Raw genomic sequence first — 24,551 nt, 5'->3', positions numbered from 1 at the left:
CATGGTTGTGACGGACCTGGCCGTGTTCAGCCGTCCCGACCACCAATCGCCGTTCAGGCTGGCCGAGCTCGCTCCCGGCGTGCCCGCCGACGAGGTGGCGGCCAAGACGACCGCGCGGTATGAAGGCTGATGGCGATTACCCGGTGGAAGCAGCGGTTCGGGAACTACCGTCGCGCGCTGTCGCTCTTGCGCGAGGCCGTCGTCGCATTGCGCGCCGGACAATTATCCATGTTGGAGCGGGAAGGCCTGATCCAGCGTTTCGAATATACGTGGGAACTTGGGTGGAAGGTCATGCGCGATTACCTGATCGATGCCGCTTACGGCACCAAGATCATGGTACCGGCGGATGTGATACGGGCCGCCAACGAAACCGGATTGATCAAGGACGGCGACGGATGGATCAAGGCGCAACGATCCCGCAACCAGATGGCGCACGAGTATGATCCGACCGCGTTTGAACGCATCACTCGCGAGATAGCGGACCAGCATCTCGAACTTCTCGAGGATCTGGAGCGTACGTTGGGGCCGGAAGTCGATGAGCACGATCGACCTTAGCCCCATGCAGCGCGACGTGCTGCGCGACGTTTTAACTCACCATGCGAGCGATTTCCGGTCGGCCGCCGTTTATGGTTCGCGCGCGCAGGATCGGGCGCGTCCGGGGTCCGATGTGGATCTGGCCTTCTATGGAGTAACCTCGCCCGACCTGATCGGCCGCATCGATCTTGATCTGATGGACAGCGACCTGAGCATCTTCTGGAATCTGACCGTTTACGACGAAATACGCGATCCGGCCTTCAAGCGTCAGGTCGATAGATGGGCCGTGCCGTTTTTCACCGCCGCGGATGCCCCGGCATGATCTTTGTCGCAAATGCTGCCGCCGGCGGCGCGCACTAGCCGTCGCGCCGCAACCGTGGTTAACACCGCCTCGGAATGACCAACCGCCCGCGCACACTCTATGAGAAGATCTGGGACGCGCACGTCGTCGAGCGGCGGGACGACGGCACTTGCCTGCTCTATGTCGATCGCCACCTCGTTCATGAGGTGACGAGTCCGCAGGCGTTCGAAGGCCTGCGCGCCACCGGCCGCCGGGTCCGTCGCCCCGACTTGACGCTCGCCGTTCCCGACCACAACCTGCCCACCACGCCGCGGGTCGACAGGCAGGGCCGCGCGCTCGCCATCGCCGACCAGGACTCCGCCGCTCAGCTCGCCGCGCTGCGGACCAACGTCGCCGCATTCGGCGTGCCCTATATCGACGCATTGTCCGCCGATCAGGGGATCGTCCATGTCGTCGGCCCCGAACAGGGCTTCACGCTCCCCGGCACGACGCTGGTCTGCGGCGACAGCCACACTTCGGCGCACGGAGCGTTAGGCAGCCTCGCCTTCGGGATCGGCACGTCGGAGGTCGAGCACGTGCTCGCCACCCAGACGCTGCTACTCCAGCCCTCGCGGACGATGGAAGTGCGCGTCGACGGCGCGCTCGGATACGGCGTGTCGGCAAAGGATGTGATCCTCGCTGTAATCGGCCGGATCGGCGCGGCGGGCGGCACGGGTCACGTCATCGAGTTCACCGGCGACACGATCCGCGCGCTGTCGGTCGAGGGCCGCCTGACGATCGCCAACATGTCGATCGAAGCGGGCGCGCGCGCCGGACTCGTCGCCCCGGATGACACGACTTACGCCTACCTGCGGGACCGTCCCATGGCCCCGAGCGGCGCGGCGTGGGAGGAGGCGGTCGCCTGGTGGCGCACGCTGCCGAGCGACGCGGGCGCGGCGTACGACAAGTCCGTCCGCCTCGAGGCGACCGACATCGCGCCCGCGCTCACCTGGGGCACCAGCCCGGAGGACGTCGTGCCGATCACGGGCGTCGTCCCCGATCCGGACGCCTTCGCCGATCCCGCCAAGCGCGCCGCCGCCCGCGCTTCGCTCGCTTATATGGGCCTTACGCCCGGCGAGCGGATGCAGGATGTTAGCGTCACCCAGGTCTTTATCGGTTCCTGCACCAACAGCCGCATCGAGGATCTGCGCGCCGCCGCCCTCGTCGCGGATGGTCGCCGCGTCGCGGACGGCGTCCGCGCGCTCGTCGTTCCCGGCTCGGGCTTAGTGAAGCGCCAGGCGGAAGCGGAGGGCCTCGACCGCATTTTCACCGCCGCCGGTTTCGAGTGGCGCGAGCCCGGTTGCTCGATGTGCCTGGCGATGAACCCGGACAAGGTGCCGCCGGGCGAGCGCTGCGCGTCGACGTCCAATCGCAATTTCGTCGGGCGGCAGGGGCCGGGCAGCCGTACGCACCTGCTCTCGCCCGCCATGGCGGCGGCGGCGGCGGTGACCGGGCGATTGAGCGACGTACGGGATTTGATGGGGGGACGGACATGAAGCGTGCTTTGACGGCGTTGGTTCTGGGATGCGTCGGCAGCGGGGTGGCCGCGTTCGCCGCGGGCGGGCAGGAGCCGCCCGCCCGGGTAACGCTGACCCGCCTCGATTGCGGAGCGACCAAGGAGCCGCGCGACGTCGCGATCTTCTCGGACACCAGCGCCTATGAGGGCGTGAAAAAATCGCTGGTCGCCAGCTGCTACCTGATCCGCCACGGCGACGATCTGATGCTATGGGACACCGGCTATCCGGCCGCGACCAAGACCGACCCGAAGTCGCCGATCGCGATGCGGTCCACGGTCGTCGAACAGCTCCGCGCTCTCGGGGTCGCGCCCGCGCAGGTGGCGCGCCTCGGGATCAGCCACCATCACGGCGACCATATCGGCCAAACGCGCGACTTTCCCGGCGCGACGCTGCTGATCGGGCAGGGTGACTGGGCCGCGCTGACCGCCACGCCCGCCGCCACCGGCTTCGGCGCGCCCGACCCCGTGCCGGTCGCGCACTGGATCTCGGGCGGCGGCAAGGTCGAGCAGGTGCGGGGCGACCTGGACGTGTTCGGCGATGGCAGCGTCGTCATGCTCGACACGCCCGGCCACACGCCCGGCCACCATTCGCTGCTCGTCAAGCTCAAGGGCAGGGGACCGGTGCTCCTGACCGGCGACCTCGCGCATTTCCAGGAGAATTACGACACGGGCGGGCTCCCGAGCTTCAACACCAACCGCGCCGATACGATCGCCTCGCTCGACCGGTTCAAGACCATGGCGCGCAACCTGAAGGCGACCGTGATCATCCAGCACGACCCGCGCGACGTCGCCAAGCTCCCTCCCTTCCCGGCGGCCGCGGACTGATGCGCTCCGTCGTCCGCGTCGAGGGCCGCGCCTACCCGTACGGCGCGGCCAACATCGACACCGACGTCATCATCCCCGCCCGGTGGCTCAAGACGATCAGCCGGGCGGGGCTGGGCCGCGGCGCGTTCGAGACCGTCCGCGCCCGGCCGGGCAACGTGTTCGACGATCCCGCCCATGCCGGCGCGCCGATCCTGATCGCCGGCGACAATTTCGGCTGCGGGTCGAGCCGCGAGCATGCCGCCTGGGCGCTCCTCGACATGGGGCTTCGCGCGGTGATCGCGCCCTCCTTCTCCGACATCTTCTCCGGCAACGCGGTCAAGAACGGGATCGTCCCCGTCGTCCTGCCCCAGGCGGCCGTCGACCGCCTGCTTGAGGTCGCACGCGACCAGCCGATCACGGTCGACCTGGAGACGATGACCGTCACCACGCCCTACCAGAATCGCTTCGCCTTCCAACTCGACCCGTTCCGTCGCCGCTGCCTGATGGAGGGACTGGACGAGATCGGCCTGACGCTGGCAAGGGATGCCGAGATAACCAGGTTCGAGGGGATGGTCGCCGAGCATCGCCCCTGGCTGACGGGAGTGGGTGCACATGCGGGCGTTGCTGTCGAAGGCGGTCGGCGGACCTGACACGCTGGAGCTGACCGAGCTCCCCGATCCCACCGCAGGCCCCGGCCAGGTCGTCGTCGCGGTCAAGGCCTGCGCGATCAACTACCCCGACGTCCTCATCATTGAGGACAAGTATCAGTTCAAACCGCCGCGCCCTTTCGCGCCGGGCGGCGAGATCGCCGGCGTCGTCGAGAGTGTCGGCGACGGGGTAGCGGGCTGGAGCGTCGGCGACCGCATCATGGGCACGATCGGCAATGGCGGCCTGGTCGAGAAGATCGCGATCGACCCGACCCGCATGTTCCGCCTGCCCGAGGGCCGCAGCTTTGCCGAGGGCGCTTCGCTCGTCCTGACATACGGCACCACCATCCACGCGCTCCTCGACCGCGGTCACCTGAAGGAGGGCCAGACGCTGCTCGTGCTGGGTGCGGCCGGTGGCGTCGGCCTTGCCGCGATCGAGCTCGGCAAGGCGTTCGGCGCTCGCGTGGTCGCCGCCGTCTCCACCGAGGAGAAGGCCGAGGCCGCGAGGCAGGCCGGGGCCGACGACACGATCGTCTACGCCCGCGCGCCGTTCGACAAGGATCAGTCCAAGGCGCTCGCCGAGCAGTTCAAGGCGGCGGTGGGCAAGAACGGCGCGGACGTGGTCTACGATCCCGTAGGCGGCGACTATGCCGAACCCGCGCTCCGGTCGATCGCCTGGGAAGGGCGCTATCTGGTCGTGGGTTTCCCCGCCGGCATCCCGAAGCTCCCGCTCAATCTGACGCTCCTCAAAAGCTGCGACGTCTGCGGCGTCTTCTGGGGTGCCTTCGCCGCGCGCGATCCGGCCGCGAACCAGGCCCACATCGACCATTTGTTCCGCTTGTGGGAACAAGGCCGCATCAACCCCCGCGTGACCGAGACCTTCCCGCTCGAACGCGGCGGCGACGCCATCGCCAAGATGGCGAGCCGGGGCGCGATCGGAAAATTGGTGGTGAAAATGTGAGGGGCGGGTCCGCACGTCTTTGGCGAGCGCCGTAGGTCGTAAGCGGAACGGCGGCATCCGGGTGGGCTCGCGTGGTAAGCGGACCCAAACGGCCAGTGTCACGACCGTTCGGTTGAGACACCGGCCAGCCACCCGGGCTAGCGGCGGTCAATCATGGCCAAAAACTTGATCAGCTCAGCGTTAATTCGGTCGGCAGCCTCATGCTGGACCCAATGGCCCGCCTTCTCAAGGCGGATCACGTCCACCAGACCGGGCGCTTGGATGCGGGAGTCGGCGAGCGTTGGCGGCGTAGGATGGAAGGCGGCGGAGAGGCCGTCCTCCGCGCCATAGATGTAAAGGCTAGGCTGCCGGATCACCGCTCCCTTCAACGCCGGAGTGAGATCGAACGTGGCCTGCTCGGCGCGGTAATAGTTAAGGCCGCCATGAAACCCGGTCTTCTCGAAGGCGCGGATGGCGAGCCGCATATAGTCCCGGTCCGCCCAACTCGGTACCGCGACGGGGGACGGCCGCAGCATATTGCGCGCCGGATAGTTCGGGTGCCACCCCGTGCCCGTCGGCGGGCTGCCGGAAAGCCAGTAGAAGATGCTCGGGATCGTCCGCACGGCAGGCGCGAAACGCGCGTCGGAACTCGGCTTGATCATGTCGAACGCGTAAAAGCGGTTCGCCAGACCCGCTTTGCGCATCTCGTCATTGTAGCTGATCTCGCCGCGCGGCGCGATCGGTATGACCATGCTGACCAGCGCGCGGAAGCGATCCGGACGTAACAAAATGGCGCGCTGGGCGTGCTCCGCGCCCCAGTCATGACCGACGATGACGGCGGTCTCGATCTTGAGCGCGTTGAGCACGCCCACCAGGTCGCCGACGATGTGGAGGGAGGTATAGAGGCTCGGGTCGGCGGGGGCGTAGCTTTGCCCGTAGCCTCGCATGTCGAGCGCCACCGCGCGGTAGCCCGCTTCCGCCACCGCCTGCATCTGGCCGCGCCACGTTTCGGCGATCTCAGGGAAACCGTGGCAGAACAGCACGGCCGGTCCGCTGCCTTGTTCAATGACGTGGAACATTTCCCCGTTCGCCCGCACCTGCGACCGACGTATCGGGAATCGGGCGTCCGCCCCTTGCGCGACTGCCAGCGCGGGTGACAGGCCAAGGCTCATGCCGAGCAGGATCGACCCGCCGAGCAGTTCGCGCCGCGAGGGAGCTTGACCAGTGCTGGCCGCGTCGGGGATCGTTGGTCGCATTACGTCGCCTCTGGTTGAATGGTCGTTCCGCCGCACGAGTGGGCAGTATCCGGTTCCCGAGCGAGCGGGGACTAGTTAGTCGAAGCCCGCTTGCCGCAACAAAGGTCAGGGATCGCCGACCTGCACCACCATCTTGCCGAAGTTCTGCCCCTTGAGCTGCGCAATTAGCGCGTCGGGGGCCGTTTCGAGCCCCTGCATGACGTGCTCGCGATACTTGAGCTTGCCCTCGGCAACCCAGCGTGCGGCATCCGCCAAGAAGTCGGCCATCTGCTCGTCGGCGAACTCGGTCTGGATGAAGCCGCGCATCGTCACGCTCTTGCCCATGATCTGAGCCATCGTGTTTGGAAGGCGATCGGTGCTGTTCGCGTCGGCACCATGGACCTCATATTGCGCGATCAGGCCGCAAAGCGGCACGCGGGCGCCCGTGTTCAGCAGCGGCAGCACCGCATCCCAGACCGGTCCACCGACGAGCTCGAAGTAAACATCGATCCCGTCCGGGCAGGCGGCCGCCAGCGCTTCGGCGAAGTCGGGCGCCTTGTAGTCGACGACGGCGTCGAAGCCCAGCTCGTCCCGCACATAAGCGAGCTTCTCCTCGCCCGTCGTGATGCCAACGGACCGCGCGCCGCCGATACGCGCGATCTGGCCGACGGCGGAGCCGACCGCGCCGCTCGCGGCCGCGACCACCACGGTCTCGCCCGGCTTTGGCTTGCCGATGTTGCGCAGCCCCGTATAAGCGGTGAAGCCCGTCATCCCCAGAACGCCCAGGGCGGTGGAGGGAGGGGCGATTCCCGCATCGATCCGACGAAGGCCGCTCCCGTCCGACACGGCGAAGCGCCGCCAGCCGGACCAGCCCAGGATCCACTCGCCCACCCGCCAATCGGGATGGCGCGACACTCGCACGCGGGACACGGTGCCGCCGACGATCACCTGGCCGATTTCGATGGGTTCGTAGTAGGATTTCTCCAGCCGCATCCAGAAGCGCTGATACGGATCGATCGACAGAAAGATCGTCTCCAGCAGGACCTCGCCGTCGCCGGGCACCGGCACCGCGGCATCCTCCAGTCGAAGGTCCGCCGGTCGCAAGTCCCCGTCGGGACGAGACGCTAGGACGACCTGTTGATTTCGGAATTCGACCACGATCATCTCCTGTTCGCCGCACGCAAGTCAATTTTGCATGCGGAGTGTATGTGAGCTATATCGATACATACATCCTGAATGTCAACTAACATACATTGTGCATGTAGAACTCGGAGAGGGCCATGGTGCGCAAGCGCACGGACATGATAGCGGAGACACGGGCGAAGCTCATCGCAGCCGCCCGGCGGGAGTTCGCGGCGAAGGGCTATGCGGACAGCGCGATGGAGGATCTGACGGCCGAGGCCGGGCTGACGCGGGGCGCGCTATATCATCATTTCGGCGGCAAGCCGGGGCTGCTGGCAGCCGTGATCGCGCAGATCGACGACGAAATGACCGAAAGGCTCAACGCGATCGCCGACCGGGCGGAGACGCGCTGGCGGGGCTTTCTCGACGAACTGGAGGCCTATATGGAAATGTCGCTCGAACCGGAGATTCAGCGCATCGTGTTGCTCGACGGCCCCGCCGTGCTCGGCGATCCGTCCCGGTGGCCCAGCCAGATGGCATGCATCCGAACCACAAAGCGCAGCCTGGAGCTGATGGTGGAAGAAGGCACAATCCGGCCGATTGACGTCGATGCGACGGCGCGGCTTGTCAGCGGCGCGGCGTTGGGCGGCACGCTCTGGATAGCCGGCGCTGATGACCCGAAGGAAGCATCCAAGCAGGTCGTGCGGAGCCTCACGCTGCTGGTGTCCGGTTTGCTCAGTCAGCCGGAATGAGCCTGCGGGGGACGAACCCATCCCGCTTATCAGCGCCACGTACGATGCTTCGGTAATCAAACCAACTTCCATCCTCCACGGAGAGGCTAAGGATCGCGGTCCCGACAATTCCATTGGCACGTTCCGGGTCGAGATCGAGCAGGACGAGGAGAATTGCAGGTTGTCGACTGCAGACGGTTAGTCGCTGCTGATGTCAAAACCGGTCGAGACTGTTGAAAAAGTCGGTCCTTCTACGGCATTCATTACAATATTACTTCTCACGCGGGATCAGCGCACGAATATCTCCCTACGAATAGTTGCGGTGTTCAAAGCATACGAGAAAGCGCAATTATCTGTCGCCGCCCGAGTTTTTCAACAGTCTCGGTCGGTTTTGACACGCTTTCCCGACCCGGACTTTTCCGCCGTGCGGACTCGGGCAGAAACGCGGGTCAGAATGTCCACTCTCGAGACCGTCCAAGTCTAGGTTCAGCGTCCGAGAGCGGCGCAAAGCAGCCTAATACTAGTCACAAAAAACCTCTTTCCTACAAACCCCCAATCGTGCCAACGTTCTCGTTATGTCTAGACTTGACCAAACCGAACCACCCGACGACCTCCTCCTTTTCGCCCCCGTCCGGACCGCCTATCGCGGCGCGAACGGGTGGTCGTCGGCGGTGCAGCGCGCCTTTGTCGGGGCGCTCGCGCGCACGGGCGTGGTCGCCGCCGCCGCGCGGTCGGTGGGGCGCAACCCGCGTTCGGCCTACCGCCTCCGCGCTCGGGCGGGCGAGGATAGCGGCTTCGCCCGCGCCTGGAACGAGGCGCAGCGGCGCGGGAGCGAGGAGGCGCTCGATGCCAGCATGGCGGGCGGCATGACCGCGCGCCGCACGGAGGTCTTCCACCGCGGCCGCCATGTCGGCTGGCGTACGTCCTACGACAATCGCCTCGCCTACGCCGCCCTGCGCGCGCTCGACCACCAGGACTTGGCGTGGGCGAGGCAGGGTGTCGACGCAACTAAGTTGCTCGGCGACGCAACGGAATTGCCGAACGGGCGCGACATGTGCGTCACGTCGCCCAGCGGGGCCATCCCGGAGTCGGAGAGTTGATACGTCTGACGCGAGGCGCGCGGACCGCGTTACGTGTAAAAATCGTCGATGTCGGGCGGCTCGCCGCGAACGACCGCGCAGTCTTCTTGGTGTTACCTAGCGTTGCCTTCTCGCCGCGACAGGCCGGGCGATGCCGTTCCCATTGCTCCCCTCCGCCGCCCCGCCTATCTCCGACGTGACGACACGGGAGCCTGACCCACGATGACCATCTTTGACGATCGCGAGCGTGCGCACGAGGCGAAGTTCGCGCGTGACGGGGAAATGGAGTTCCGCATCATGGCGCGCCGTAATCGGCTCGCCGCGCAGTGGGCGGCGGGGCTGATGCAGCTCACCCCTGCGGAGGCGGACAGCTACGCCAAGTCGGTCGTCCAGGCCGATTTCGAGGAGGCGGGGGACGACGACGTCGCGCGCAAGCTGATCGGCGATCTGGCGGCGGCGGGCGTCGAGGTCGATGACGACGCCGTCCACCGCGCCCTGGACGAGCGGCTGGTCGAGGCACGCCGCCAGCTGTTGGAGGCGCGCTGAATGCCTATGGCCGCGTCCGACATCGAGGCCATGATCGTCGCCGCGATCCCCGACGCGCAGGTCGAGATCACCGACCTGGCCGGCGACGGCGACCATTATGCCGCGCGCGTCGTCGCCGCCAGCTTCGCCGGCCTTACCCGCGTCCAGCAGACGCGCGCGGTCTACGCCGCCCTTGGCGAGCGCATGGGCACCACCCTACATGCGCTGCAGCTGACCACCTCCGTCCCCAAGGACTGATGCCCATGACTGATCCCGACCAGACCCGCATCGACGCGCTCGTGAAGGCGAACCCCGTCGTCCTGTTCATGAAGGGCACCGCGCTGTTCCCGCAATGCGGCTTTTCCAGTCGCGCGGTCGCCATCCTCCAGCATCTGAACGTCGATTTCGATACCGTCGACGTGCTTCAGGACCAGGGCGTCCGTCAGGGCATCAAGGCCTATAGCGACTGGCCGACCATCCCCCAGCTCTATGTCGGCGGCGAGTTCGTCGGCGGTTCGGACATCATGATGGAGATGTACGAGTCGGGCGAACTGAAGGAGTTGTTCGAGAAGGAGGGCGCCTCCTCGACCTGATGTCGGGATCGAGGGGTTCTGGCGACCATTCTTGACTACGCGAGTCATCGGCTGTAACCACGGTTGTAGTCAGTGACGGAGTGAGCAGGTGGCCGAACGGATCAGCGATGCCGAGCACGTCGTCATGGAGGTGCTCTGGGACGAGTCGCCGCTTACCGCTCAGGAGGTTGTCGAGCGGGTCGATCCCGCCCGCGGCTGGAGCGCCAACACCGTCAAGACATTGCTGGGCCGTCTGCTGGGCAAGACGGCGATCTCGGCGCAGGAAGACGGTCGCCGCTATTTATATCGCCCCAGGGTCGCGCGCGGCGACTATGTCGCGGGCGAGTCGCGGCGGTTGATGGACAGGCTGTTCGGCGGCAAGGTCAGCCCGCTCGTCGCCCACCTCGCCGAACGCGACCAGTTGACCGATGCCGACATCGCGGAGATCGGGGCGCTGCTTCGGGACCTGCGGAAGTGATCGGCTGGGTGATCGACGCGGCGCTCGCCTCCGCGCTGCTGATGGCGATGGTGCTCCTGCTACGCGGGCCCGTCCGTCGCCTGTTCGGTCCGACCGTCGCCTACGGCCTGTGGGCGCTACCGGCCGCACGGCTGATGCTGCCGCCGATCCCCGCCGAGATCCCCGCCGAATGGATCGCGCCGTCCGCGCCGATTACGCGGATGGGCGAGCTGGTGCTTGCCGTTACGCCCGCTCTCGACACGGTGCCCGTCGGTCCGACCGCGTCGTGGCAGGCGGTCGTACCATTGATGTGGATAGCGGGCGCGGTCGGCTTTCTCATGTGGCATGCGCTCCGGTATGCCGGCTTCCGCGCGAATATCCTGCATGATCACGAACTTCTGACCATCGTCGGCCGCGTCGTCGTCGTGGCGAGCGAGGCCGCGCCCGGTCCGATCGCGTTCGGTGTGCTATCGCCGCGGATCGCGGTCCCCACCGATTTCCATTCGCGCTATGACGCCGACGAGCGCTCGCTCGCGCTGGCGCACGAGCTCGGCCATCATGCGCGCGGCGACCTGCTCGCCAATTGGATCGCGCTGGCGGTGCTGGCGATCCATTGGTGGAACCCGCTGGCATGGATCGCGCACCGCGCATTCCGCGCCGACCAGGAAATGGCGAACGACGCGCGTGTCCTGGCCGGACGCGACCCGGCCGCGGTCCATGCCTACGCCCGCGCCATCGTCAAGGCGGTGGGTGGAAGCGGTCACACCGTCGCCTGTCACCTCCACTCCATCGCCGACCTGAAAGGACGCATCCGCATGTTGAAGGCCGCACCCGCATCGCCCCGCCGTGTCCGGATGGGGATCGCCGCCGTCGCGCTCACCGCGACCGCCACACTTGCGCTGACGGCTTCCGGGGGCCGCGCAGCGGCGGTTACGCGGGACAGCATCGGCGAGACGGTTGGCGTCGATCTGGCGTCTGCGGAAATCGACTGGACGGCGCTGCGCCTACCTGCGCCGCCCGTGCCTCCAGTCGCGCTCGCGCACCCGGGCTTGGTGCTCGCGCAAGCCCTTCCTGCCACGCCGCCCGCCGTATCGATCATCCCGCCGGTGCCGCCCATGCCGCCGCTGCCCGCAACCTCGCCCGTGCCGCCTGTCCCGCCGATGCCGCCGGTCCCGCCCGTACCGCCGATACCCAACATCTACGGCGACCGGCAGGTGACGATCGTTCGCACTCGTAAGGGCCAAGCAGCTCGGCGCATCGTGCATACCGGCCACGGCCGGGAGCTGGATCTCGCCGCGATCCCCGAGGTACGCGAGGCGAGTTGCGGGCGGGGTGATCGCGCGCTGGTCCGGCACGAGACGCAAGGCGGCAAGCGCGTGACGATCATCTGTACCGATCGGATCGAGCAGGTCGCCGACCACGCCTCTCGAGCCATCATCGATGCAGGGCAAATCGAACGCGATGCGCTCGAAAGCGCGCTCTCCGGCCTTCGCGGCGCACGGGCGGCGGTGGACGCCAATCCCCAGCTTTCCGGCGAGCAGAAACGTCGCGCCCGGGGCGGTATCGAGCAAGGAATTCGCGAAATCGAGGACGGCCTGTCCAAGTCCGACTAGGCCGGTCGCATCGCGGTGGGGGGAGTTGCCATAGGTTCCTCGACCCATCAGAGCCTGCCCATGTCCGCACCTCCGACCGGCATCGCAATACGGCTCGAACCACTCGTCGCCCGGGTCCTCGCTCCCAACCCGTCGCCCTTCACGCATACCGGTACGCAGTGCCATATCGTCGGCTCGCGAGAGCTTGCCGTAATCGATCCCGGGCCGGATGAACCGGAGCATCTGGACGCGCTTCTCCGCGCGATCGGCGGCCGCCCGGTGTCGGCGATCCTCGTCACCCACCATCATCGCGACCACAGCCCCGCCTCGCGCTCGTTGGCCGCGGCAACGGGCGCGCCGATCGTCGGTGCGGCTCCGGTCCATGTCGGCGGGGATGATCCGCGCGCCGACGCCGCCTTCGACCACGACTACGTTCCCGCGCGTATCCTCGCCGACGGCGAGGCGGTCATCGGGGAAAGTTGGACGCTTCGAGCGCTCGCGACCCCCGGCCACACATCGAACCACCTCGCCTTCGCGCTCGAGGAAACAGGCGCGCTCTTCTCGGGCGATCACGTCATGGGCTGGTCGACCAGCATAGTGTCACCGCCTGACGGCGACATGGCCGCATACATGTCGAGCCTGGAGTTGCTGCTCTCCCGCGAGGACTGCGTCTACTATCCCGGTCACGGCGAGCAGGTCGATAATCCCCGCCGCTGGGTCCGCGGCCTTCTCGGCCACCGCAAGCAACGCGAGGGGCAAATCCTGCGCCTGCTCGGTGAGGAGCCGGGCGCCGTTCCCGCCATGACGCGCCGCATGTATGCCGGCCTCGATCCACGGCTGCTCCCTGCCGCCGAGCGATCGGTGCTGGCGCATCTGATCGATCTGGAGCGACGCGGCCGGGTCGGGCTGGAGGGAACAGTCTGGCGCGGGCTCGGCGGATAAGGCCAGAGGGGTTCTGGGACGGACGGGCAATCGGCACTATATCAACTTATGCTTGGCGCCATAGGCCACGCCGGAGATATCGATGACCGCTCCTAGTCTGAACCTTACCGGCGTCGACCTCCGCGCCGAGATCGATCGCCTGCGCACCGAGCGCAACGCGGTGATCTTAGCCCACTACTACCAAAAGTCTGAGCTTCAGGATCTGGCGGACTTCGTAGGCGACAGCCTCGACCTCAGCCGCCGCGCGGCTGAGACCGATGCGGACGTGATCGCTTTTTGCGGCGTGCGCTTCATGGCGCAGACCGCCAAGATCCTGTCGCCGGACAAGATCGTCGTGCTGCCCGACATGGATGCCGGCTGTTCGCTGGAGGATTCGTGTCCGCCCGATCAGTTCGCCGCGTTTCGCGCAGCGCATCCGGATCACATCGCGCTCACCTACATCAATTGCTCGACCGAGGTGAAGGCGCTGTCCGACGTGATCGTCACCTCGTCTTCGGCCGAGAAGATCCTGTCGCAGATCCCGCTCGACCAGCCGATCATCTTCGGTCCCGATCGCAATCTGGGCGGCTACCTCGTCCGTAAGACAGGGCGCGAGATGCTGCTCTGGCCGGGCGTGTGCATCGTCCATGAAGCTTTCAGCGAGACCGAGCTGATGAAGCTGCAGGCGGAGCATTCGGGGGCGCCGGTGGCGGCGCATCCCGAATGCCCCGCGATCATCCTCGACCACGCCGACTATGTCGGCTCGACACGCGGTATCCTGGAATACGCCAACGCGATGCCGGGCGACACGCTGATCGTCGCGACCGAGCCGCACATCATCCACCAAATGCAGCGCTCGATGCCGAACAAGCGCTTCATCGGCGCGCCAGGCGCGGACGGGAACTGCAACTGCAACATCTGCCCGTACATGGCGCTGAACAACATGGAGAAGCTCTATATCGCGCTCCGCGATCTGGAGCCGCGGATCGAGATCGAGGAGGGCTTGCGACTTCGCGCCAAGAAGAGCCTGGACGCGATGCTAACGATGGCGAGCAACACGGTGGGGCAGGGTGATCTGGGCCCCGTGTGGGTAACCGGCGACTGATTGGGGCTGTTCGACAGCACCGCGTTCGTGCGAGCAGACGACGATGAATGATCGTCCGACCATCCCCAATTTCGACTTAGACCATTTCGTCCGCGCGACTCTTGCCGAGGATCTGGGCGATGTGGGCGACATCACCTCGGCCGCGGTCATTCCGGCTGATGCTATGTTCGACGGCGTCATGGACAATCGCGATGCAATAACGGTCGCGGGCCTCTCGTTAGCCGAAGCCTTTTTTCACCACCTTGATCCGGATATCCGCATCGAGCGTACCATCCAGGACGGTGCGCGCGTGGGGGCTGGCACTATCTTGCTCAAGTTTCACGGCCGCGCGCGCGCGATGCTCACCGCCGAGCGGTCGGCGCTGAACACGGTGCAGCATCTGTCTGGGATCGCCACGCTGACCGCCACCTATGTCGATGCGATCGCGGGCACCGGCGTGGTTCTGCTCGACACGCGCAAGACGATCCCAGGCCTGCGCGCACTCGAGAAATATGCGACCCGCACCGGCGGCGCGCGCAATCACCGCATGGGACTGTGGGATGCGGCGATGATCAAGGACAACCACGTCGCGGTCGCAGGCGGCGTCGCCGAAGCGGTCCGCCGCGCCCGCTCCGCCGGCATCGCCGACATCATCGTCGAGGTCGACCGCATCGACCAGATCGCCCCCGCGTTGGAGGCGGGCGCGACGCACCTGCTCCTCGACAACATGCCAATGCCGGTGCTGCGCGAGGCCGTGGCGACGGTGGGCGGGCGTGTTCCGACCGAGGCGTCGGGGGGCGTAACGCTCGCGACGGTTCGCGAGATTGCGGAGACGGGGGTGACGTTCATCTCAGTCGGGCGGCTGACCCAATCGGCCCCGGCTGCCGACATCGGCCTCGACTTCACAGTCTGACCGCGCCACCACGGGGCAGTGGAGGGACCGTATGCACAAGCCGCCGTCGATCGTCCGGTTCGAGCGGATGTGGTGGATATCAGCATTGCTGTCGCTGATCGCCGCCTATCTTTCCTGGGACCGCGTCCAGAACAGCATTCGGGCACGGTTTGCAGAGGACCCGGCGTTGCGCGCGAACCCATTCGGCGCGGTCGTCGCCGACTGGACGCAACTGGCCGGCGTCACGATCACGATAGCCTGGACGGTGATGGTCTGGTTTTTGGTGGCGCGGCGGGCGAACAGGGCGGGCCGGTGGCTGACCGTTCTGACCGCGCTGCTGAGCGGCGCGCAGCTCGCCATCCTGCTCGGCGGTCTCGCACTCGGTCGTACGCTGCATCCGTTGTCGCATAGTGCTGCCGCCACGGCCGCAATTCTGATGGTGCTCGCCACGGCCGCACTGTTCGCACCTTCCTCCCGGGCATGGTTCGGCGAGTCGGATGAGGCCGAACGGCAACCGATCTGAATAGCTGATCAGTGCCCAGCCCGGCCCTCGAATACAGCGGTCGCGGGATGGTGCTTGTCGAGGTGGCGCTTGAGCATGCGCAGGTTGCGGGTGTTCGATCTGAACAGGAAGTCCGCGACGTCGCCCACGAACGGCACCAGTCCGATCACCGTGTCCAGACCCACATTGCCCGCCATGCGTGCAAGCCTGAATTTGGACAGTCCCAGATTCCGCGCCTCCCACACCATCCAGGCGCCAAGCCCCGCCCCGGCGAGATCGCCAACGATCGGCACGAAACCGATCAGCGTGTCGAGCCCGATCGGACGATTGATGCCCGGCACGACGAACAGCCGCTCGAGCAGGCGTTCCATCGTCTCGATCCGGACGCGAACCGAGGCGGGGTCGCGACCGAGCGGCAGCCGGTCGAAGATGGTGGTATCGACACGGCTGTCCATAGAGAACTATCTAGCCCCCGTGCGCAGCCGGTTCAACGGATGCCAGGCGCGGGAATTGGGTCGCCACTGATCCAACCGGGGCGAGACCAGCGACCAGCGGAGCGGCCGAGCGATCGGGATGAACGCCGCGTCGGCGTCGACCAATCGGTCCGCCGCAGCTATCTCTCGCGCCCGCGACGCCATGTCGGGCGCATCGCGCGCGGCGATCAGCGCGGCGCTCGCCTCCGCGCCGCACGGCCGGCACGCGCTGGCGAGATACCAGCGCGCGCTATCGTAAGGCGCGACCTCGTCGATGAGCCGCAGGTCGGCCGGATCCGACCATCGGACCCGTTCGGGCACGAGGCCGACCGCGAGAAGCGACGCGGCGATGCGGCCGTACAGGAGCGTTCCGCCGGGACCAGCGGGAAGCGCGATCCGCAGCCGCACCGGCGTGTCGGCCAGGGCTGCTACCCGGGCGCGGGCGGCAATGATGCGCTGATCAATCGTCAGTACCGTCCAGGCGGGCACGGTCGGGGAGGATGCGCTATCGAGCGCCTCGGGAAGTACGCGGTCCACCGGCTCCCATCCAGGTGCCAGGGCGGCGGTGATCGCGGCCCGGTCGAGCGCCTGCGACACCGCCGTCCTGTTCGCCGGATCGGCGAGGAAGCCTTCCCGTGATACGACCGCCAGACCGAACAAACCAACGGCCGAATCGACGCGTATGTCCGCAGGCCGCACTCCAGCACGGGCGAGTAGTGGCCAGTCCGCCGCCGTGCCGCCCACTAACAGTGTCGACCGGCCGGCCGCGAAGCGCGCGACGGCAAGCGCGCCGCGTTCGGGAATCAGGTGTACGTCGTCCTCGGGCCGGATGTCGGCCGGGTTCGCCAGATCGGCCTGGGCAGGGTCGGTCGCCGGGCGGAGCAGCAAGTACGGATCGTCGTCGATCAGTCGCATCGGACCGGTGCCGCCCAGCCGCGCGCGGACGACGGCCATCTCGGGCTGGGCGAACAGTTTAAGCAGGTCGGGGCGCTGGCTTTTGAGCCTGACCTCCAGCACTTGCGGGGTCATCGCGACCACTTCGTCCACCGCGGTCAGGAACGGGCCGAGCGGGTTGCCGCGGGCGGTCAGTCGACGGGTGAGCGCGGCCGCGACCTGGGCCGCGGTGACGGGAGCGTCGTTCGGCCATTCGGCCTTGCGCAGGCGGAAGATGTAGCTGGTGCCCTGGTCCATGACGATCCAGCGCTCGGCCAAGCCGGGCTCGATCCGGCCCGCCGCGTCGAAGCGGACCAGCCCCTGTTCGGTCGCGTCCGCGAGCAGGCGGATTGACGGAGCGGCTACGCCCGGAGCGGTTTCGCCCGTCACCGCGCTGACGATCACCGGGCCGGTATCGGCGGGGCGATCGCAGCCGAGCAGTGTCATGGCCAGAAGGGTGGTGCGGACGGCGGGACTTGAACCCGCACTCCAAAGGAAACCGATTTTAAGTCGGCAGCGTCTACCGATTTCGCCACGTCCGCCCACGCCCGGGGACAAGCCCATCAGGCTCGTGAAATCAACTCACACGTTGAGGCGGGCGCGCATTTCCTTGCCGGGTTTGAAGTAGGGCACGCGCTTGGCGCCGACATCGACATGCTCGCCCGTGCGCGGGTTGCGGCCGGTGCGGGCATCGCGGGCGCGGGTGGAGAATGCACCGAAGCCGCGCAGCTCGACCCGGCCGTTGGCCGCGAGGCGCGCGGAGATCGTATCGAAGAAGCAGCCGATGATCGCCTCGATCTCGCGCCCCGACAGGTCGGGATGATGTTCGCACAACCGATCGACCAATTCCGACCTTATCATCTTGGAGCCCCCTCAAGCTCGGTCGACGCGGGCCGGGGCGCATATAGCCCCGGCCCGTTCCTCCCTTAGTTGTTGTCGCGCGCCTTGAGCGCCGCACCCAGGATGTCGCCCAGCGACGCGCCCGAATCGGACGAGCCGTACTGCGCCACCGCCTGCTTCTCCTCGGAGATCTGCATCGCCTTGACGGAGAAGGTCGGCTTCTTGGAGCGGTCGAAGCCCGTCACCATGGCGTCGAGCTTCTGGCCGACCTGGAAGCGCTCGGGGCGCTGCTCGTCGCGGTCGCGGCCGAGATCGATGCGCTTGATGAAGCCCGTCACGCCGTCATCGCCGACCTGCACCTCGAGGCCCGGGTCGCGGACCTCCAGCACCGTCACGGTCACGACCTGGTTCTTGTTGAGCCCGGACCCCGGGGTCGCCGCCGCACCGCCCGCGACCGGAGCGCCGCGCTCCAGCTGCTTCATGCCGAGTGAGATGCGCTCCTTCTCGGGATCGATGTCGAGCACCACCGCCTGAACGATCTCGCCCTTGCGGTGGAGGTTGAGCGCGTCCTCGCCCGACACGCCCCAGGCGATGTCCGACATGTGGACCATGCCGTCGACATCGCCGTCGAGACCGATGAACAGCCCGAACTCGGTCGAGTTCTTGACCTCGCCCTCGATGGTCGAGCCGACCGGGTGCGCGGCGGAGAAGGCGTCCCAGGGGTTGTTCTGCGCCTGCTTCAGGCCGAGCGAGATGCGACGCTTCTCGCCGTCGACCTCGAGCACGATCACGTCGACTTCCTGGCTGGTTGACACGATCTTGCCCGGATGGACGTTCTTCTTGGTCCAGCTCATTTCGGAGACATGGACCAGGCCCTCGATGCCCGCCTCCAGCTCAACGAACGCGCCGTATTCGGTGATGTTGGTCACGCGGCCCGTCAGCTTCGCGCCGATCGGATACTTGACCGACGCGGCGTCCCACGGATCGCTCTCGAGCTGCTTCATGCCCAGCGAGATCCGCTGCGTATCCTTGTTGATCCGGATGATCTGGACGCGGACGGTGTCGCCGATATTCAGCACCTCGGACGGGTGCTGGACGCGCTTGTAGCTGAGGTCGGTGACGTGGAGCAGGCCGTCGATGCCGCCCAAATCGACGAACGCGCCGTAATCGGTGATGTTCTTGACCACGCCCTCGATGATCTGGCCCTCGGCGAGCGACTGGATCAGGCCGGTGCGCTGCTCGGCGCGGGTCTCCTCGAGGATGGCGCGACGCGAGACGACGATGTTGCCGCGCTTGCGGTCCATCTTGAGGATCTGGAACGGCTGGGGCAGGTCCATCAGCGGGGTGACGTCGCGCACGGGGCGGATGTCGACCTGGCTGCCGGGCAGGAACGCGACGGCGCCCGACAGGTCGACGGTGAAGCCGCCCTTCACGCGGCCGAAGATCACGCCCTCGACGCGGGCCTGCTTGGCGAACTCGGTCTCCAGCTTGTCCCAGGCGGCCTCGCGGCGGGCGCGGTCGCGGCTGAGCATGGCCTCGCCGTGCATGTTCTCGACGCGGTCGACATAGACCTCGACCTCGTCGCCGACCTTCAGATCGGCCTTCTGGCCCGGCGCGGCGAACTCGCGCAGCGGCACGCGGCCCTCCGACTTGAGCCCGACATCGATGACGGCGAGATCATTCTCGATCGCGGTCACGGTGCCGTGGACGACGCGGCCCTCGAAGCTGTCGGCACCGCCGAACATGTCGTCGAGCATCGCAGAGAAATCGTCGCGGGTGGGCATCACTTGAGCCGGAGCTTGGGTCGCCATAAAGAGCTGTCAGTCCTCGAGATATGTTCCGGCCAACCGGTTGAGTCCGGTGGTCTTGGCCTGGTCACCGCCGCGACGACCCCGTGCCGGCGCGGCGTCCGGGGAGGGTGGCGCGGTTGGAGGAGCAAGCCGCATCATATGCGAAAAGGGCGCGTGAGAACGAGTCTCCGCGCCGACCTCCGCGAGCACCGCCCGCCGAACGATCCCCGCTTAGCCGAACGGCGGCGAAGGAGCAAGGCGGGCAACGGCGGCGTAAGGTAACGAAGGTCACGCCCGTTCGGTAATTCCGTTGCGGCGCCCAGCAACTTTCTTGCGTCTCGACGTCAGCGGTCTTTTGCAAGTTGTACCGATCGAGCGCGCGCAGCGCGGCATAGGCGAGGCAATTGTCGTAGCTGGTCCGCCAGCCGACGGAACGGTCCCGGTGGAACATTTCGGTCCTGCGCACCGCCATGCCGCCGGCCATGCTTTTGCCCATCGCCTGCTCGCTCCCGCGCGCCTGCGCTTCGTCCCAGGCGCGCGTGAAGTTGCCGTCCACGCCAGCGCGGCGGCGGAGCTGATAGGCCGACGAGGGCGAACGCCCGACCGACCGCGCGGCGGCCGCGACCACCCCGCACCGCGCGAGCGCGGCGACGAAGGCGCGCTGCACCTCCGACGACCACCCGTTCGCGCCGCAATAGGCGGTCGGGACGGGGGTGAAGAGGAGCAGGCCGTCGGGCGGTTCGGGCGAATCGGGATTGGACATAGCGGGAACGATGGCATGGGCCGGAGCTTGTAGGACAGCGGTTTTCTTCAAGCCCAATTACAACGCAAACCGAACGTCGTCCCGACCCCGCGCATAGCCTTTCAGATCATGTCGAAGCCCGTGCTGGTCAGCGCGGTGCCGGGGGTGAGCAGCGCGAACAGGACGGCGATGCCTGAGCCGTTGCCGTCCGCGTCGTAGAACAGCCGGCCGTTGGCGGCGTCGTAGACGATACGATCGTCGGCGTCGCCGGCCGCCGTACCGACGACGAACTCGCCCGGATCGAGGGCGGTGCCGACCGCGCCGAAGATCGCCGACGACAGGCCGATCCGGTCGCCGGTTCCGAAATCCGTGACCGCGTCGACGTTGCCGGCCCCGAGTGCGCTCGTGAAGCTGAACCGGTCCGCCCCCGCGCCGCCGATCAGCAGGTCCGCCCCGCCCGCGCCGTCGAGCGTGTCCGCGCCCGAGGTGCCCGCCAGCGTCTGGCCGAGCTCGTTGCCGGTGAGCGCGAGGCCCGCGGTTCCCGCCCGGTCTTGCGCGGCGAGCACCTCCACCGACACGCCTGCACCGAGCGCGTAGGAGACACTGGTGACGACCGTGTCCGCGCCCTCGCCGGCGGCCTCGCGGATGATGATGCGGCTGTCGCCGACCGCATACAGGTCATCGCCGCGCAGGCCGATCAGCGTGTCCGCGCCCGAGCCGCCGTTCAGGATGTTGCGGCCGTAGTTTCCCACGATCGTCTGGCTGACGAAATTGCCGATCAGATCGATCGCGTCGGTCGTGGAGTTGTCGACGGTCGATAGCGCCTCGACCTCGTTCTCGCCGAGGTTGTAGCTGACGGTGGTGTAGACGATGTCGGCACCCTCGCCGTTCGCTTCGATTACAAAGTCGCCCGGCCCGCGCACGAGGTAAGTGTCATCCCCGCCCAGGCCGACCAAGGTGTCCGAACCGCCGCCGCCGTTCAGTATGTTGTTCCCTGCGGTCCCGGTGATCCGCTGCGATAGCTCGTTGCCGATCGCATTGACGTTGAAGCCCCCCGCCAGGGTCATCGCCTCGATCGAAGTGCCAGCGGACAGCACGTAGGTCTGCTCGACCGACGAAACGAATATCGTATCAAACCCCTCACCCGGACTCTCGCGAACGACGACGCCGGTATTTTGCACATCATAGGTGTCGTCACCGCCAAGGCCGACAAGAGTATCCTGGCCGCCGTTGCCTGCGAGTACGTTGGCACCGGCGTTGCCGACAATTGTCTGGTTGATCCGGTTTCCGGCTAAGCGGAACGCCTCGGTCCCCGTCGGATCGGCCATTGCGAGCAGCTCGATCGATTGCATGTCGCCCGTCCGTCCTCGGAACTCGATCAGCGAATACTCCCGCTGGCTGATTTCCGGACTGATGGCGACGAGCACGGTATCAAAACCTCGATCCGCATCCTCAAACACAAAGTTCGCAGTGTCATAAACGATGTAAGTGTCGTCGCCACCCAGGCCGTACGCCGAGTCGCGCCCCTGAGCGAGCAGCGGTCCCGAGTCGATCACGTTAGGGCCATCGTTGCCCGTCAGCGTCTCCGGCCCGAACCCGCCCGTCAGGTTGATGGCGGCGGTGCCCGGCGCGGCGCTAATATTTACGATGCGGCCCGCCTGCACTTGTTGAGGCGTCGAGAAATTGGCGGATGCGATAACTGTGCTACCGACAGAGTCGCTGCGGATAACATCACCTGAATCATCAACGAAGAAAGTGCCGGAGCCGACCATCGTGTCGGCACCCGCGCCGCCGTCGAACCTGTCGGATCCGCCGCCACCCTCGAGTAAATCGTTTCCGCCCAAACCGTTCAACATGTCGTTGGCGCTTGTACCCGCCAGCGTGTCCGCGCCTTCAGTTCCGTTGATCGTCGCCATCCGTACTCTCCTGTTCGACGGCTGTGTGTCAGCCTATCCGGCTGTGGGCAAGTGTATGGCGATTGCTGGTTTTTCGATCGGTGCGGACATTTGCGGAAGGATGTCACGACCAAGCGGCTGTGATGCCCGGTAAGCGTCGGTAACGGAGGAGGCCGCCGATGGATCCGGCTACATCGCCGGCGCAACCTCCCGCCACTCGCCCGGTGCTAGGCCCTCGACCGTCCAGTCGCCGATCCTCCAGCGCACGAGCCTGAGCGTCGGGTGGCCGACGGCGGCGGTCATGCGGCGGACCTGGCGGTTGCGGCCTTCGGTGATCGTCAGTCGGAGCCAGCTATCGGGGACCGTCTTGCGGTAGCGGACGGGCGGGTCGCGGGGCCATGGCGGCGGGGCGAGGATGCGCTCGGCTTCGGCGGGGCGGGTCGGGCCGTCCTTAAGCTGCACGCCGCGCCGCAACGCCGCGAGCGCGGGATCGCCCAGGTCGCCCTCGACCTGGACGAGATACTCCTTGCGCATCTTGAAGCGAGGGTTGGCGATCCGGGCCTGCAGCGCGCCGTCGTCGGTCAGGAGCAGCAGGCCCTCGCTGTCGCGGTCGAGACGGCCGGCGGGATAGACGCCGGGCATGTCGATGAAGTCCGCGAGAGTCGGGCGGGGCGGTCCGCCGCCCGCCGGGCCTTCGTCGGTGAACTGGCAGAGCACGCCGTAGGGCTTGTTGAACAGGATCAGCCGCGCCATCGCCCGCGCGGCGCTAGCGGGCGAGGCTGGCGGCCAGCGCCTCGGCGACCTTGATCCCGTCCACCGCCGCCGACAGGATGCCGCCCGCATAGCCGGCACCCTCGCCCGCGGGGCACAGCCCGGCGGTGTTCAGGCATTGCCCGTCCGCGCCGCGCGCCAGGCGGACCGGCGAGGAGGTGCGCGTTTCGACGCCGGTCATGACGACGTCGGGGTGATCGTAGCCGGGGATCTGGCGGCCGAAGACGGGCAACGCCTCGCGCATCGCGTCCACCGCATAGCCGGGCAGGCACCGCGCCAGGTCGGTCGGCTCGACGCCCGGCCGGTAGGAGGGGACGACCGACCCGAGCGTTTCCGACGGCCGCCCCGCCAGGAAATCGCCTAGCCGCTGGGCGGGCGCGCGGTAGCTCGATCCGCCCGCGAGGTAGGCCATCCCCTCCCAGTGGCGCTGGAGCGCGATGCCAGCGAGCGGATCGCCGGGGAAGTCGCGCGCGGGATCGACCGCGACCACCAGCCCGGAGTTGGCGTTGCGTTCGTTGCGCGAATATTGGCTCATGCCGTTGGTGGCGACGCGGCCCTCTTCCGACGTGGCGGCGACCACGGTGCCGCCGGGGCACATGCAGAAGCTGTAGACGGTGCGGCCGTTCCGGCAATGGTGCGACAGATGGTACTCCGCCGCGCCCAGCACCTCGTGGCCGGCGTTCGCGCCGAAACGCGCCCGGTCGATCCAGGATTGCGGATGCTCGATCCGCACGCCGATCGAGAACGGCTTGGCCTCGACATGGACGCCCGCGGCGTGGAGCATCGCGAAGGTGTCGCGCGCGCTGTGGCCGACCGCGAGCACCACATGGCTCGCCTCCAGATAGCCGCCGTTGCTCAGGTGGAGCCCGCGCATCCGGCGCTCGCCGCGCATGTCGATGTCGAGCCCATCGACGCGGGTGGAGAAGCGGTACTCGCCGCCCAGCGCCTCGATCGACGCGCGCATCCGCTCCACCATCGTCACCAGGCGGAAGGTGCCGATATGCGGACGCGCCTCCGTCAGGATCTCGGGGGGAGCGCCGGCCGCGACGAATTCGGTCAGGACCTTGCGGTCGAGATGGCGGGCGTCCTTGATCCGGCTGTAGAGCTTGCCGTCGGAGAAGGTGCCCGCGCCGCCCTCGCCGAACTGGGCGTTGGACTCGGGGTCGAGCACGCCGCGCCGCCACAGGCCCCAGGTGTCCTTGGTCCGGTCGCGCACGGGCTTGCCGCGGTCGAGGATGATGGGGCGGTGACCGCCTTGCGCCAGGATCAGCGCCGCGAAGAGACCGCACGGGCCCGCGCCGATCACCACGGGGCGGGGGCCGTCCGCCGGGGCGGGTGGGGAAGGGCGATAGCGGGTGTCGGGGGTGCGCGCGACGCCCCGGTCGCGGCGGCAGCGGGCGAGCACCGCCGCCTCGTCACGCAGGTTCACGTCGACCGAATAGACGAGCTGGATGTCGTGCTTGTTGCGCGCGTCGTGGGCGCGGCGCGCGACGACGTGGCGCACCAGCTCGCGCGGTTTGATCCGCAGCCGCCGACAGATCGCGGCGGGCAACGCCTCGTCGGGATGATGGAGCGGCAGCGTCAGTTCGGTGAGGCGGAGCATTTCGCGGGGCG

27 protein-coding genes, 1 tRNA gene and 1 pseudogene are annotated in these 24,551 nt (G+C 67.4%); 18 read left to right on the top strand and 11 right to left on the bottom strand.

The annotated features are described in order from the left end of the window. From ACFE7F_RS04640 to ACFE7F_RS04610, 7 genes and pseudogenes are all read left to right on the top strand, one after another. A pseudogene (locus ACFE7F_RS04640) lies at positions 1–130 on the top strand (succinyl-CoA--3-ketoacid-CoA transferase); the annotation flags it as partial. Beyond that, positions 130–555 carry a nucleotidyltransferase substrate binding protein gene (locus tag ACFE7F_RS04635; RefSeq protein WP_375402666.1) on the top strand — a complete coding sequence of 142 codons (426 nt, stop codon included), beginning with the start codon at positions 130–132 and terminating at the stop codon, positions 553–555. The pseudogene ACFE7F_RS04640 and the gene ACFE7F_RS04635, both read left to right, overlap by 1 nt. Continuing rightward, the gene (locus ACFE7F_RS04630; protein ID WP_375402665.1) at positions 536–856 is read left to right on the top strand and encodes a nucleotidyltransferase domain-containing protein; all 321 of its coding nucleotides are present in this window, start codon (positions 536–538) and stop codon (positions 854–856) included. Before ACFE7F_RS04635 ends, ACFE7F_RS04630 begins: the two co-directional genes overlap by 20 nt. Before the next feature lie 74 nt (positions 857–930). Next, positions 931–2,370, top strand: coding sequence for a 3-isopropylmalate dehydratase large subunit (gene leuC, locus ACFE7F_RS04625; protein ID WP_375402664.1), 1,440 nt, complete (start codon positions 931–933; stop codon positions 2,368–2,370). After that, on the top strand, positions 2,367–3,215 hold the full coding sequence (locus ACFE7F_RS04620) for an N-acyl homoserine lactonase family protein (RefSeq protein ID WP_375402663.1): 849 nt from the start codon (positions 2,367–2,369) through the stop codon (positions 3,213–3,215). Before leuC ends, ACFE7F_RS04620 begins: the two co-directional genes overlap by 4 nt. Next, a complete protein-coding gene (gene leuD, locus ACFE7F_RS04615; RefSeq protein ID WP_375402662.1) occupies positions 3,215–3,844 on the top strand; it encodes a 3-isopropylmalate dehydratase small subunit in 630 nt (209 codons plus the stop codon). Before ACFE7F_RS04620 ends, leuD begins: the two co-directional genes overlap by 1 nt. Continuing rightward, positions 3,807–4,802: an NADPH:quinone oxidoreductase family protein gene (locus ACFE7F_RS04610; RefSeq protein WP_375402661.1), complete on the top strand. Its 996-nt coding sequence runs from the start codon at positions 3,807–3,809 to the stop codon at positions 4,800–4,802. The genes leuD and ACFE7F_RS04610 overlap by 38 nt, the downstream gene beginning before the upstream one ends. A gap of 137 nt (positions 4,803–4,939) precedes the next feature. Here the strand turns inward: ACFE7F_RS04610 and ACFE7F_RS04605 are convergent, their stop codons facing one another. Both ACFE7F_RS04605 and ACFE7F_RS04600 read right to left on the bottom strand, forming a co-directional pair. Then, the gene (locus ACFE7F_RS04605; protein ID WP_375402660.1) at positions 4,940–6,037 is read right to left on the bottom strand and encodes an alpha/beta fold hydrolase; all 1,098 of its coding nucleotides are present in this window, start codon (positions 6,035–6,037) and stop codon (positions 4,940–4,942) included. A gap of 105 nt (positions 6,038–6,142) precedes the next feature. Further along, positions 6,143–7,174 carry an NADP-dependent oxidoreductase gene (locus ACFE7F_RS04600; protein ID WP_375402659.1) on the bottom strand — a complete coding sequence of 344 codons (1,032 nt, stop codon included), beginning with the start codon at positions 7,172–7,174 and terminating at the stop codon, positions 6,143–6,145. A gap of 122 nt (positions 7,175–7,296) precedes the next feature. Here ACFE7F_RS04600 and ACFE7F_RS04595 point away from each other — a divergent pair, with 122 nt between their 5' ends. The 11 genes from ACFE7F_RS04595 (at position 7,297) to ACFE7F_RS04545 (ending at position 15,514) form a co-directional block, all read left to right on the top strand. Continuing rightward, a complete protein-coding gene (locus ACFE7F_RS04595) occupies positions 7,297–7,890 on the top strand; it encodes a TetR/AcrR family transcriptional regulator (protein WP_375402658.1) in 594 nt (197 codons plus the stop codon). Between the two features lie 554 nt (positions 7,891–8,444). Beyond that, complete coding sequence (locus ACFE7F_RS04590) at positions 8,445–8,969, top strand: hypothetical protein (protein ID WP_375402657.1); 525 nt, start codon at positions 8,445–8,447, stop codon at positions 8,967–8,969. A 201-nt stretch (positions 8,970–9,170) separates the two neighbouring features. After that, the gene (locus ACFE7F_RS04585) at positions 9,171–9,494 is read left to right on the top strand and encodes a DUF1476 domain-containing protein (protein WP_375402656.1); all 324 of its coding nucleotides are present in this window, start codon (positions 9,171–9,173) and stop codon (positions 9,492–9,494) included. Then, positions 9,495–9,731 (top strand): BolA/IbaG family iron-sulfur metabolism protein, encoded by a 237-nt coding sequence (locus ACFE7F_RS04580; protein ID WP_375402655.1) that lies wholly within the window; start codon positions 9,495–9,497, stop codon positions 9,729–9,731. It abuts the gene before it with no gap. A gap of 5 nt (positions 9,732–9,736) precedes the next feature. Further along, positions 9,737–10,066 (top strand): Grx4 family monothiol glutaredoxin, encoded by a 330-nt coding sequence (gene grxD, locus ACFE7F_RS04575; protein ID WP_375402654.1) that lies wholly within the window; start codon positions 9,737–9,739, stop codon positions 10,064–10,066. Between the two features lie 88 nt (positions 10,067–10,154). Next, positions 10,155–10,523: a BlaI/MecI/CopY family transcriptional regulator gene (locus ACFE7F_RS04570; protein ID WP_375402653.1), complete on the top strand. Its 369-nt coding sequence runs from the start codon at positions 10,155–10,157 to the stop codon at positions 10,521–10,523. Continuing rightward, positions 10,520–12,115 carry a M56 family metallopeptidase gene (locus tag ACFE7F_RS04565; RefSeq protein ID WP_375402652.1) on the top strand — a complete coding sequence of 532 codons (1,596 nt, stop codon included), beginning with the start codon at positions 10,520–10,522 and terminating at the stop codon, positions 12,113–12,115. The genes ACFE7F_RS04570 and ACFE7F_RS04565 overlap by 4 nt, the downstream gene beginning before the upstream one ends. Positions 12,116–12,175: 60 nt before the next feature. Next, positions 12,176–13,036, top strand: a complete 861-nt coding sequence (locus ACFE7F_RS04560; protein WP_375402651.1) for an MBL fold metallo-hydrolase — start codon at positions 12,176–12,178, stop codon at positions 13,034–13,036. 82 nt (positions 13,037–13,118) lie between these two features. Then, on the top strand, positions 13,119–14,120 hold the full coding sequence (gene nadA / locus ACFE7F_RS04555; RefSeq protein WP_375402650.1) for a quinolinate synthase NadA: 1,002 nt from the start codon (positions 13,119–13,121) through the stop codon (positions 14,118–14,120). 43 nt (positions 14,121–14,163) lie between these two features. After that, complete coding sequence (nadC, locus tag ACFE7F_RS04550) at positions 14,164–15,012, top strand: carboxylating nicotinate-nucleotide diphosphorylase (protein ID WP_375402649.1); 849 nt, start codon at positions 14,164–14,166, stop codon at positions 15,010–15,012. Between the two features lie 31 nt (positions 15,013–15,043). Then, entirely contained in the window at positions 15,044–15,514 is a 471-nt protein-coding gene (locus tag ACFE7F_RS04545; protein WP_375402648.1) for a hypothetical protein, read from the top strand. An 8-nt stretch (positions 15,515–15,522) separates the two neighbouring features. Here the strand turns inward: ACFE7F_RS04545 and ACFE7F_RS04540 are convergent, their stop codons facing one another. From ACFE7F_RS04540 to ACFE7F_RS04500, 9 genes are all read right to left on the bottom strand, one after another. After that, a complete protein-coding gene (locus ACFE7F_RS04540; RefSeq protein WP_375402647.1) occupies positions 15,523–15,948 on the bottom strand; it encodes a DUF4112 domain-containing protein in 426 nt (141 codons plus the stop codon). A gap of 6 nt (positions 15,949–15,954) precedes the next feature. Continuing rightward, positions 15,955–17,346, bottom strand: coding sequence for an ABC transporter substrate-binding protein (locus ACFE7F_RS04535; RefSeq protein ID WP_375402646.1), 1,392 nt, complete (start codon positions 17,344–17,346; stop codon positions 15,955–15,957). Positions 17,347–17,357: 11 nt separating this feature from the next. Further along, a tRNA-Leu gene (locus tag ACFE7F_RS04530) sits at positions 17,358–17,441 on the bottom strand. Between the two features lie 40 nt (positions 17,442–17,481). Further along, complete coding sequence (locus ACFE7F_RS04525; RefSeq protein WP_375402645.1) at positions 17,482–17,760, bottom strand: integration host factor subunit beta; 279 nt, start codon at positions 17,758–17,760, stop codon at positions 17,482–17,484. A 65-nt stretch (positions 17,761–17,825) separates the two neighbouring features. Further along, on the bottom strand, positions 17,826–19,523 hold the full coding sequence (rpsA, locus tag ACFE7F_RS04520; RefSeq protein ID WP_375402644.1) for a 30S ribosomal protein S1: 1,698 nt from the start codon (positions 19,521–19,523) through the stop codon (positions 17,826–17,828). Positions 19,524–19,614: 91 nt separating this feature from the next. Further along, entirely contained in the window at positions 19,615–20,292 is a 678-nt protein-coding gene (locus ACFE7F_RS04515) for a hypothetical protein (protein WP_375402643.1), read from the bottom strand. 101 nt (positions 20,293–20,393) lie between these two features. Next, positions 20,394–22,187, bottom strand: coding sequence for a hypothetical protein (locus ACFE7F_RS04510; protein WP_375402642.1), 1,794 nt, complete (start codon positions 22,185–22,187; stop codon positions 20,394–20,396). Positions 22,188–22,355: 168 nt separating this feature from the next. Continuing rightward, a complete protein-coding gene (locus ACFE7F_RS04505) occupies positions 22,356–22,919 on the bottom strand; it encodes a pseudouridine synthase (RefSeq protein WP_375402641.1) in 564 nt (187 codons plus the stop codon). A 13-nt stretch (positions 22,920–22,932) separates the two neighbouring features. Beyond that, on the bottom strand, positions 22,933–24,540 hold the full coding sequence (locus ACFE7F_RS04500) for an NAD(P)/FAD-dependent oxidoreductase (RefSeq protein WP_375402640.1): 1,608 nt from the start codon (positions 24,538–24,540) through the stop codon (positions 22,933–22,935). Between the last annotated feature and the right edge of the window lie 11 nt (positions 24,541–24,551).

Source organism: uncultured Sphingomonas sp., assembly GCF_964235535.1.
Classification (GTDB): domain Bacteria; phylum Pseudomonadota; class Alphaproteobacteria; order Sphingomonadales; family Sphingomonadaceae; genus Sphingomonas.
Note: the sequence above shows the minus strand (reverse complement) of the source record. Positions and strands in the feature narration are given on the sequence as shown.

What these genes read in the sequence shown, in the direction of transcription:
- ACFE7F_RS04635 (WP_375402666.1), top strand. Translation starts at nt 130, where the DNA reads ATGGCGATTACCCGGTGGAAGCAGCGGTTCGGGAACTACCGTCGCGCG.
- ACFE7F_RS04630 (WP_375402665.1), top strand. Translation starts at nt 536, where the DNA reads ATGAGCACGATCGACCTTAGCCCCATGCAGCGCGACGTGCTGCGCGAC.
- leuC (WP_375402664.1), top strand. Translation starts at nt 931, where the DNA reads ATGACCAACCGCCCGCGCACACTCTATGAGAAGATCTGGGACGCGCAC.
- ACFE7F_RS04620 (WP_375402663.1), top strand. Translation starts at nt 2,367, where the DNA reads ATGAAGCGTGCTTTGACGGCGTTGGTTCTGGGATGCGTCGGCAGCGGG.
- leuD (WP_375402662.1), top strand. Translation starts at nt 3,215, where the DNA reads ATGCGCTCCGTCGTCCGCGTCGAGGGCCGCGCCTACCCGTACGGCGCG.
- ACFE7F_RS04610 (WP_375402661.1), top strand. Translation starts at nt 3,807, where the DNA reads ATGCGGGCGTTGCTGTCGAAGGCGGTCGGCGGACCTGACACGCTGGAG.
- ACFE7F_RS04605 (WP_375402660.1), bottom strand. Translation starts at nt 6,037, where the DNA reads ATGCGACCAACGATCCCCGACGCGGCCAGCACTGGTCAAGCTCCCTCG.
- ACFE7F_RS04595 (WP_375402658.1), top strand. Translation starts at nt 7,297, where the DNA reads ATGGTGCGCAAGCGCACGGACATGATAGCGGAGACACGGGCGAAGCTC.
- ACFE7F_RS04590 (WP_375402657.1), top strand. Translation starts at nt 8,445, where the DNA reads ATGTCTAGACTTGACCAAACCGAACCACCCGACGACCTCCTCCTTTTC.
- ACFE7F_RS04585 (WP_375402656.1), top strand. Translation starts at nt 9,171, where the DNA reads ATGACCATCTTTGACGATCGCGAGCGTGCGCACGAGGCGAAGTTCGCG.
- ACFE7F_RS04580 (WP_375402655.1), top strand. Translation starts at nt 9,495, where the DNA reads ATGCCTATGGCCGCGTCCGACATCGAGGCCATGATCGTCGCCGCGATC.
- grxD (WP_375402654.1), top strand. Translation starts at nt 9,737, where the DNA reads ATGACTGATCCCGACCAGACCCGCATCGACGCGCTCGTGAAGGCGAAC.
- ACFE7F_RS04560 (WP_375402651.1), top strand. Translation starts at nt 12,176, where the DNA reads ATGTCCGCACCTCCGACCGGCATCGCAATACGGCTCGAACCACTCGTC.
- nadA (WP_375402650.1), top strand. Translation starts at nt 13,119, where the DNA reads ATGACCGCTCCTAGTCTGAACCTTACCGGCGTCGACCTCCGCGCCGAG.
- nadC (WP_375402649.1), top strand. Translation starts at nt 14,164, where the DNA reads ATGAATGATCGTCCGACCATCCCCAATTTCGACTTAGACCATTTCGTC.
- ACFE7F_RS04545 (WP_375402648.1), top strand. Translation starts at nt 15,044, where the DNA reads ATGCACAAGCCGCCGTCGATCGTCCGGTTCGAGCGGATGTGGTGGATA.
- ACFE7F_RS04540 (WP_375402647.1), bottom strand. Translation starts at nt 15,948, where the DNA reads ATGGACAGCCGTGTCGATACCACCATCTTCGACCGGCTGCCGCTCGGT.
- ACFE7F_RS04535 (WP_375402646.1), bottom strand. Translation starts at nt 17,346, where the DNA reads ATGACACTGCTCGGCTGCGATCGCCCCGCCGATACCGGCCCGGTGATC.
- ACFE7F_RS04525 (WP_375402645.1), bottom strand. Translation starts at nt 17,760, where the DNA reads ATGATAAGGTCGGAATTGGTCGATCGGTTGTGCGAACATCATCCCGAC.
- rpsA (WP_375402644.1), bottom strand. Translation starts at nt 19,523, where the DNA reads ATGCCCACCCGCGACGATTTCTCTGCGATGCTCGACGACATGTTCGGC.
- ACFE7F_RS04515 (WP_375402643.1), bottom strand. Translation starts at nt 20,292, where the DNA reads ATGTCCAATCCCGATTCGCCCGAACCGCCCGACGGCCTGCTCCTCTTC.
- ACFE7F_RS04510 (WP_375402642.1), bottom strand. Translation starts at nt 22,187, where the DNA reads ATGGCGACGATCAACGGAACTGAAGGCGCGGACACGCTGGCGGGTACA.
- ACFE7F_RS04505 (WP_375402641.1), bottom strand. Translation starts at nt 22,919, where the DNA reads ATGGCGCGGCTGATCCTGTTCAACAAGCCCTACGGCGTGCTCTGCCAG.
- ACFE7F_RS04500 (WP_375402640.1), bottom strand. Translation starts at nt 24,540, where the DNA reads ATGCTCCGCCTCACCGAACTGACGCTGCCGCTCCATCATCCCGACGAG.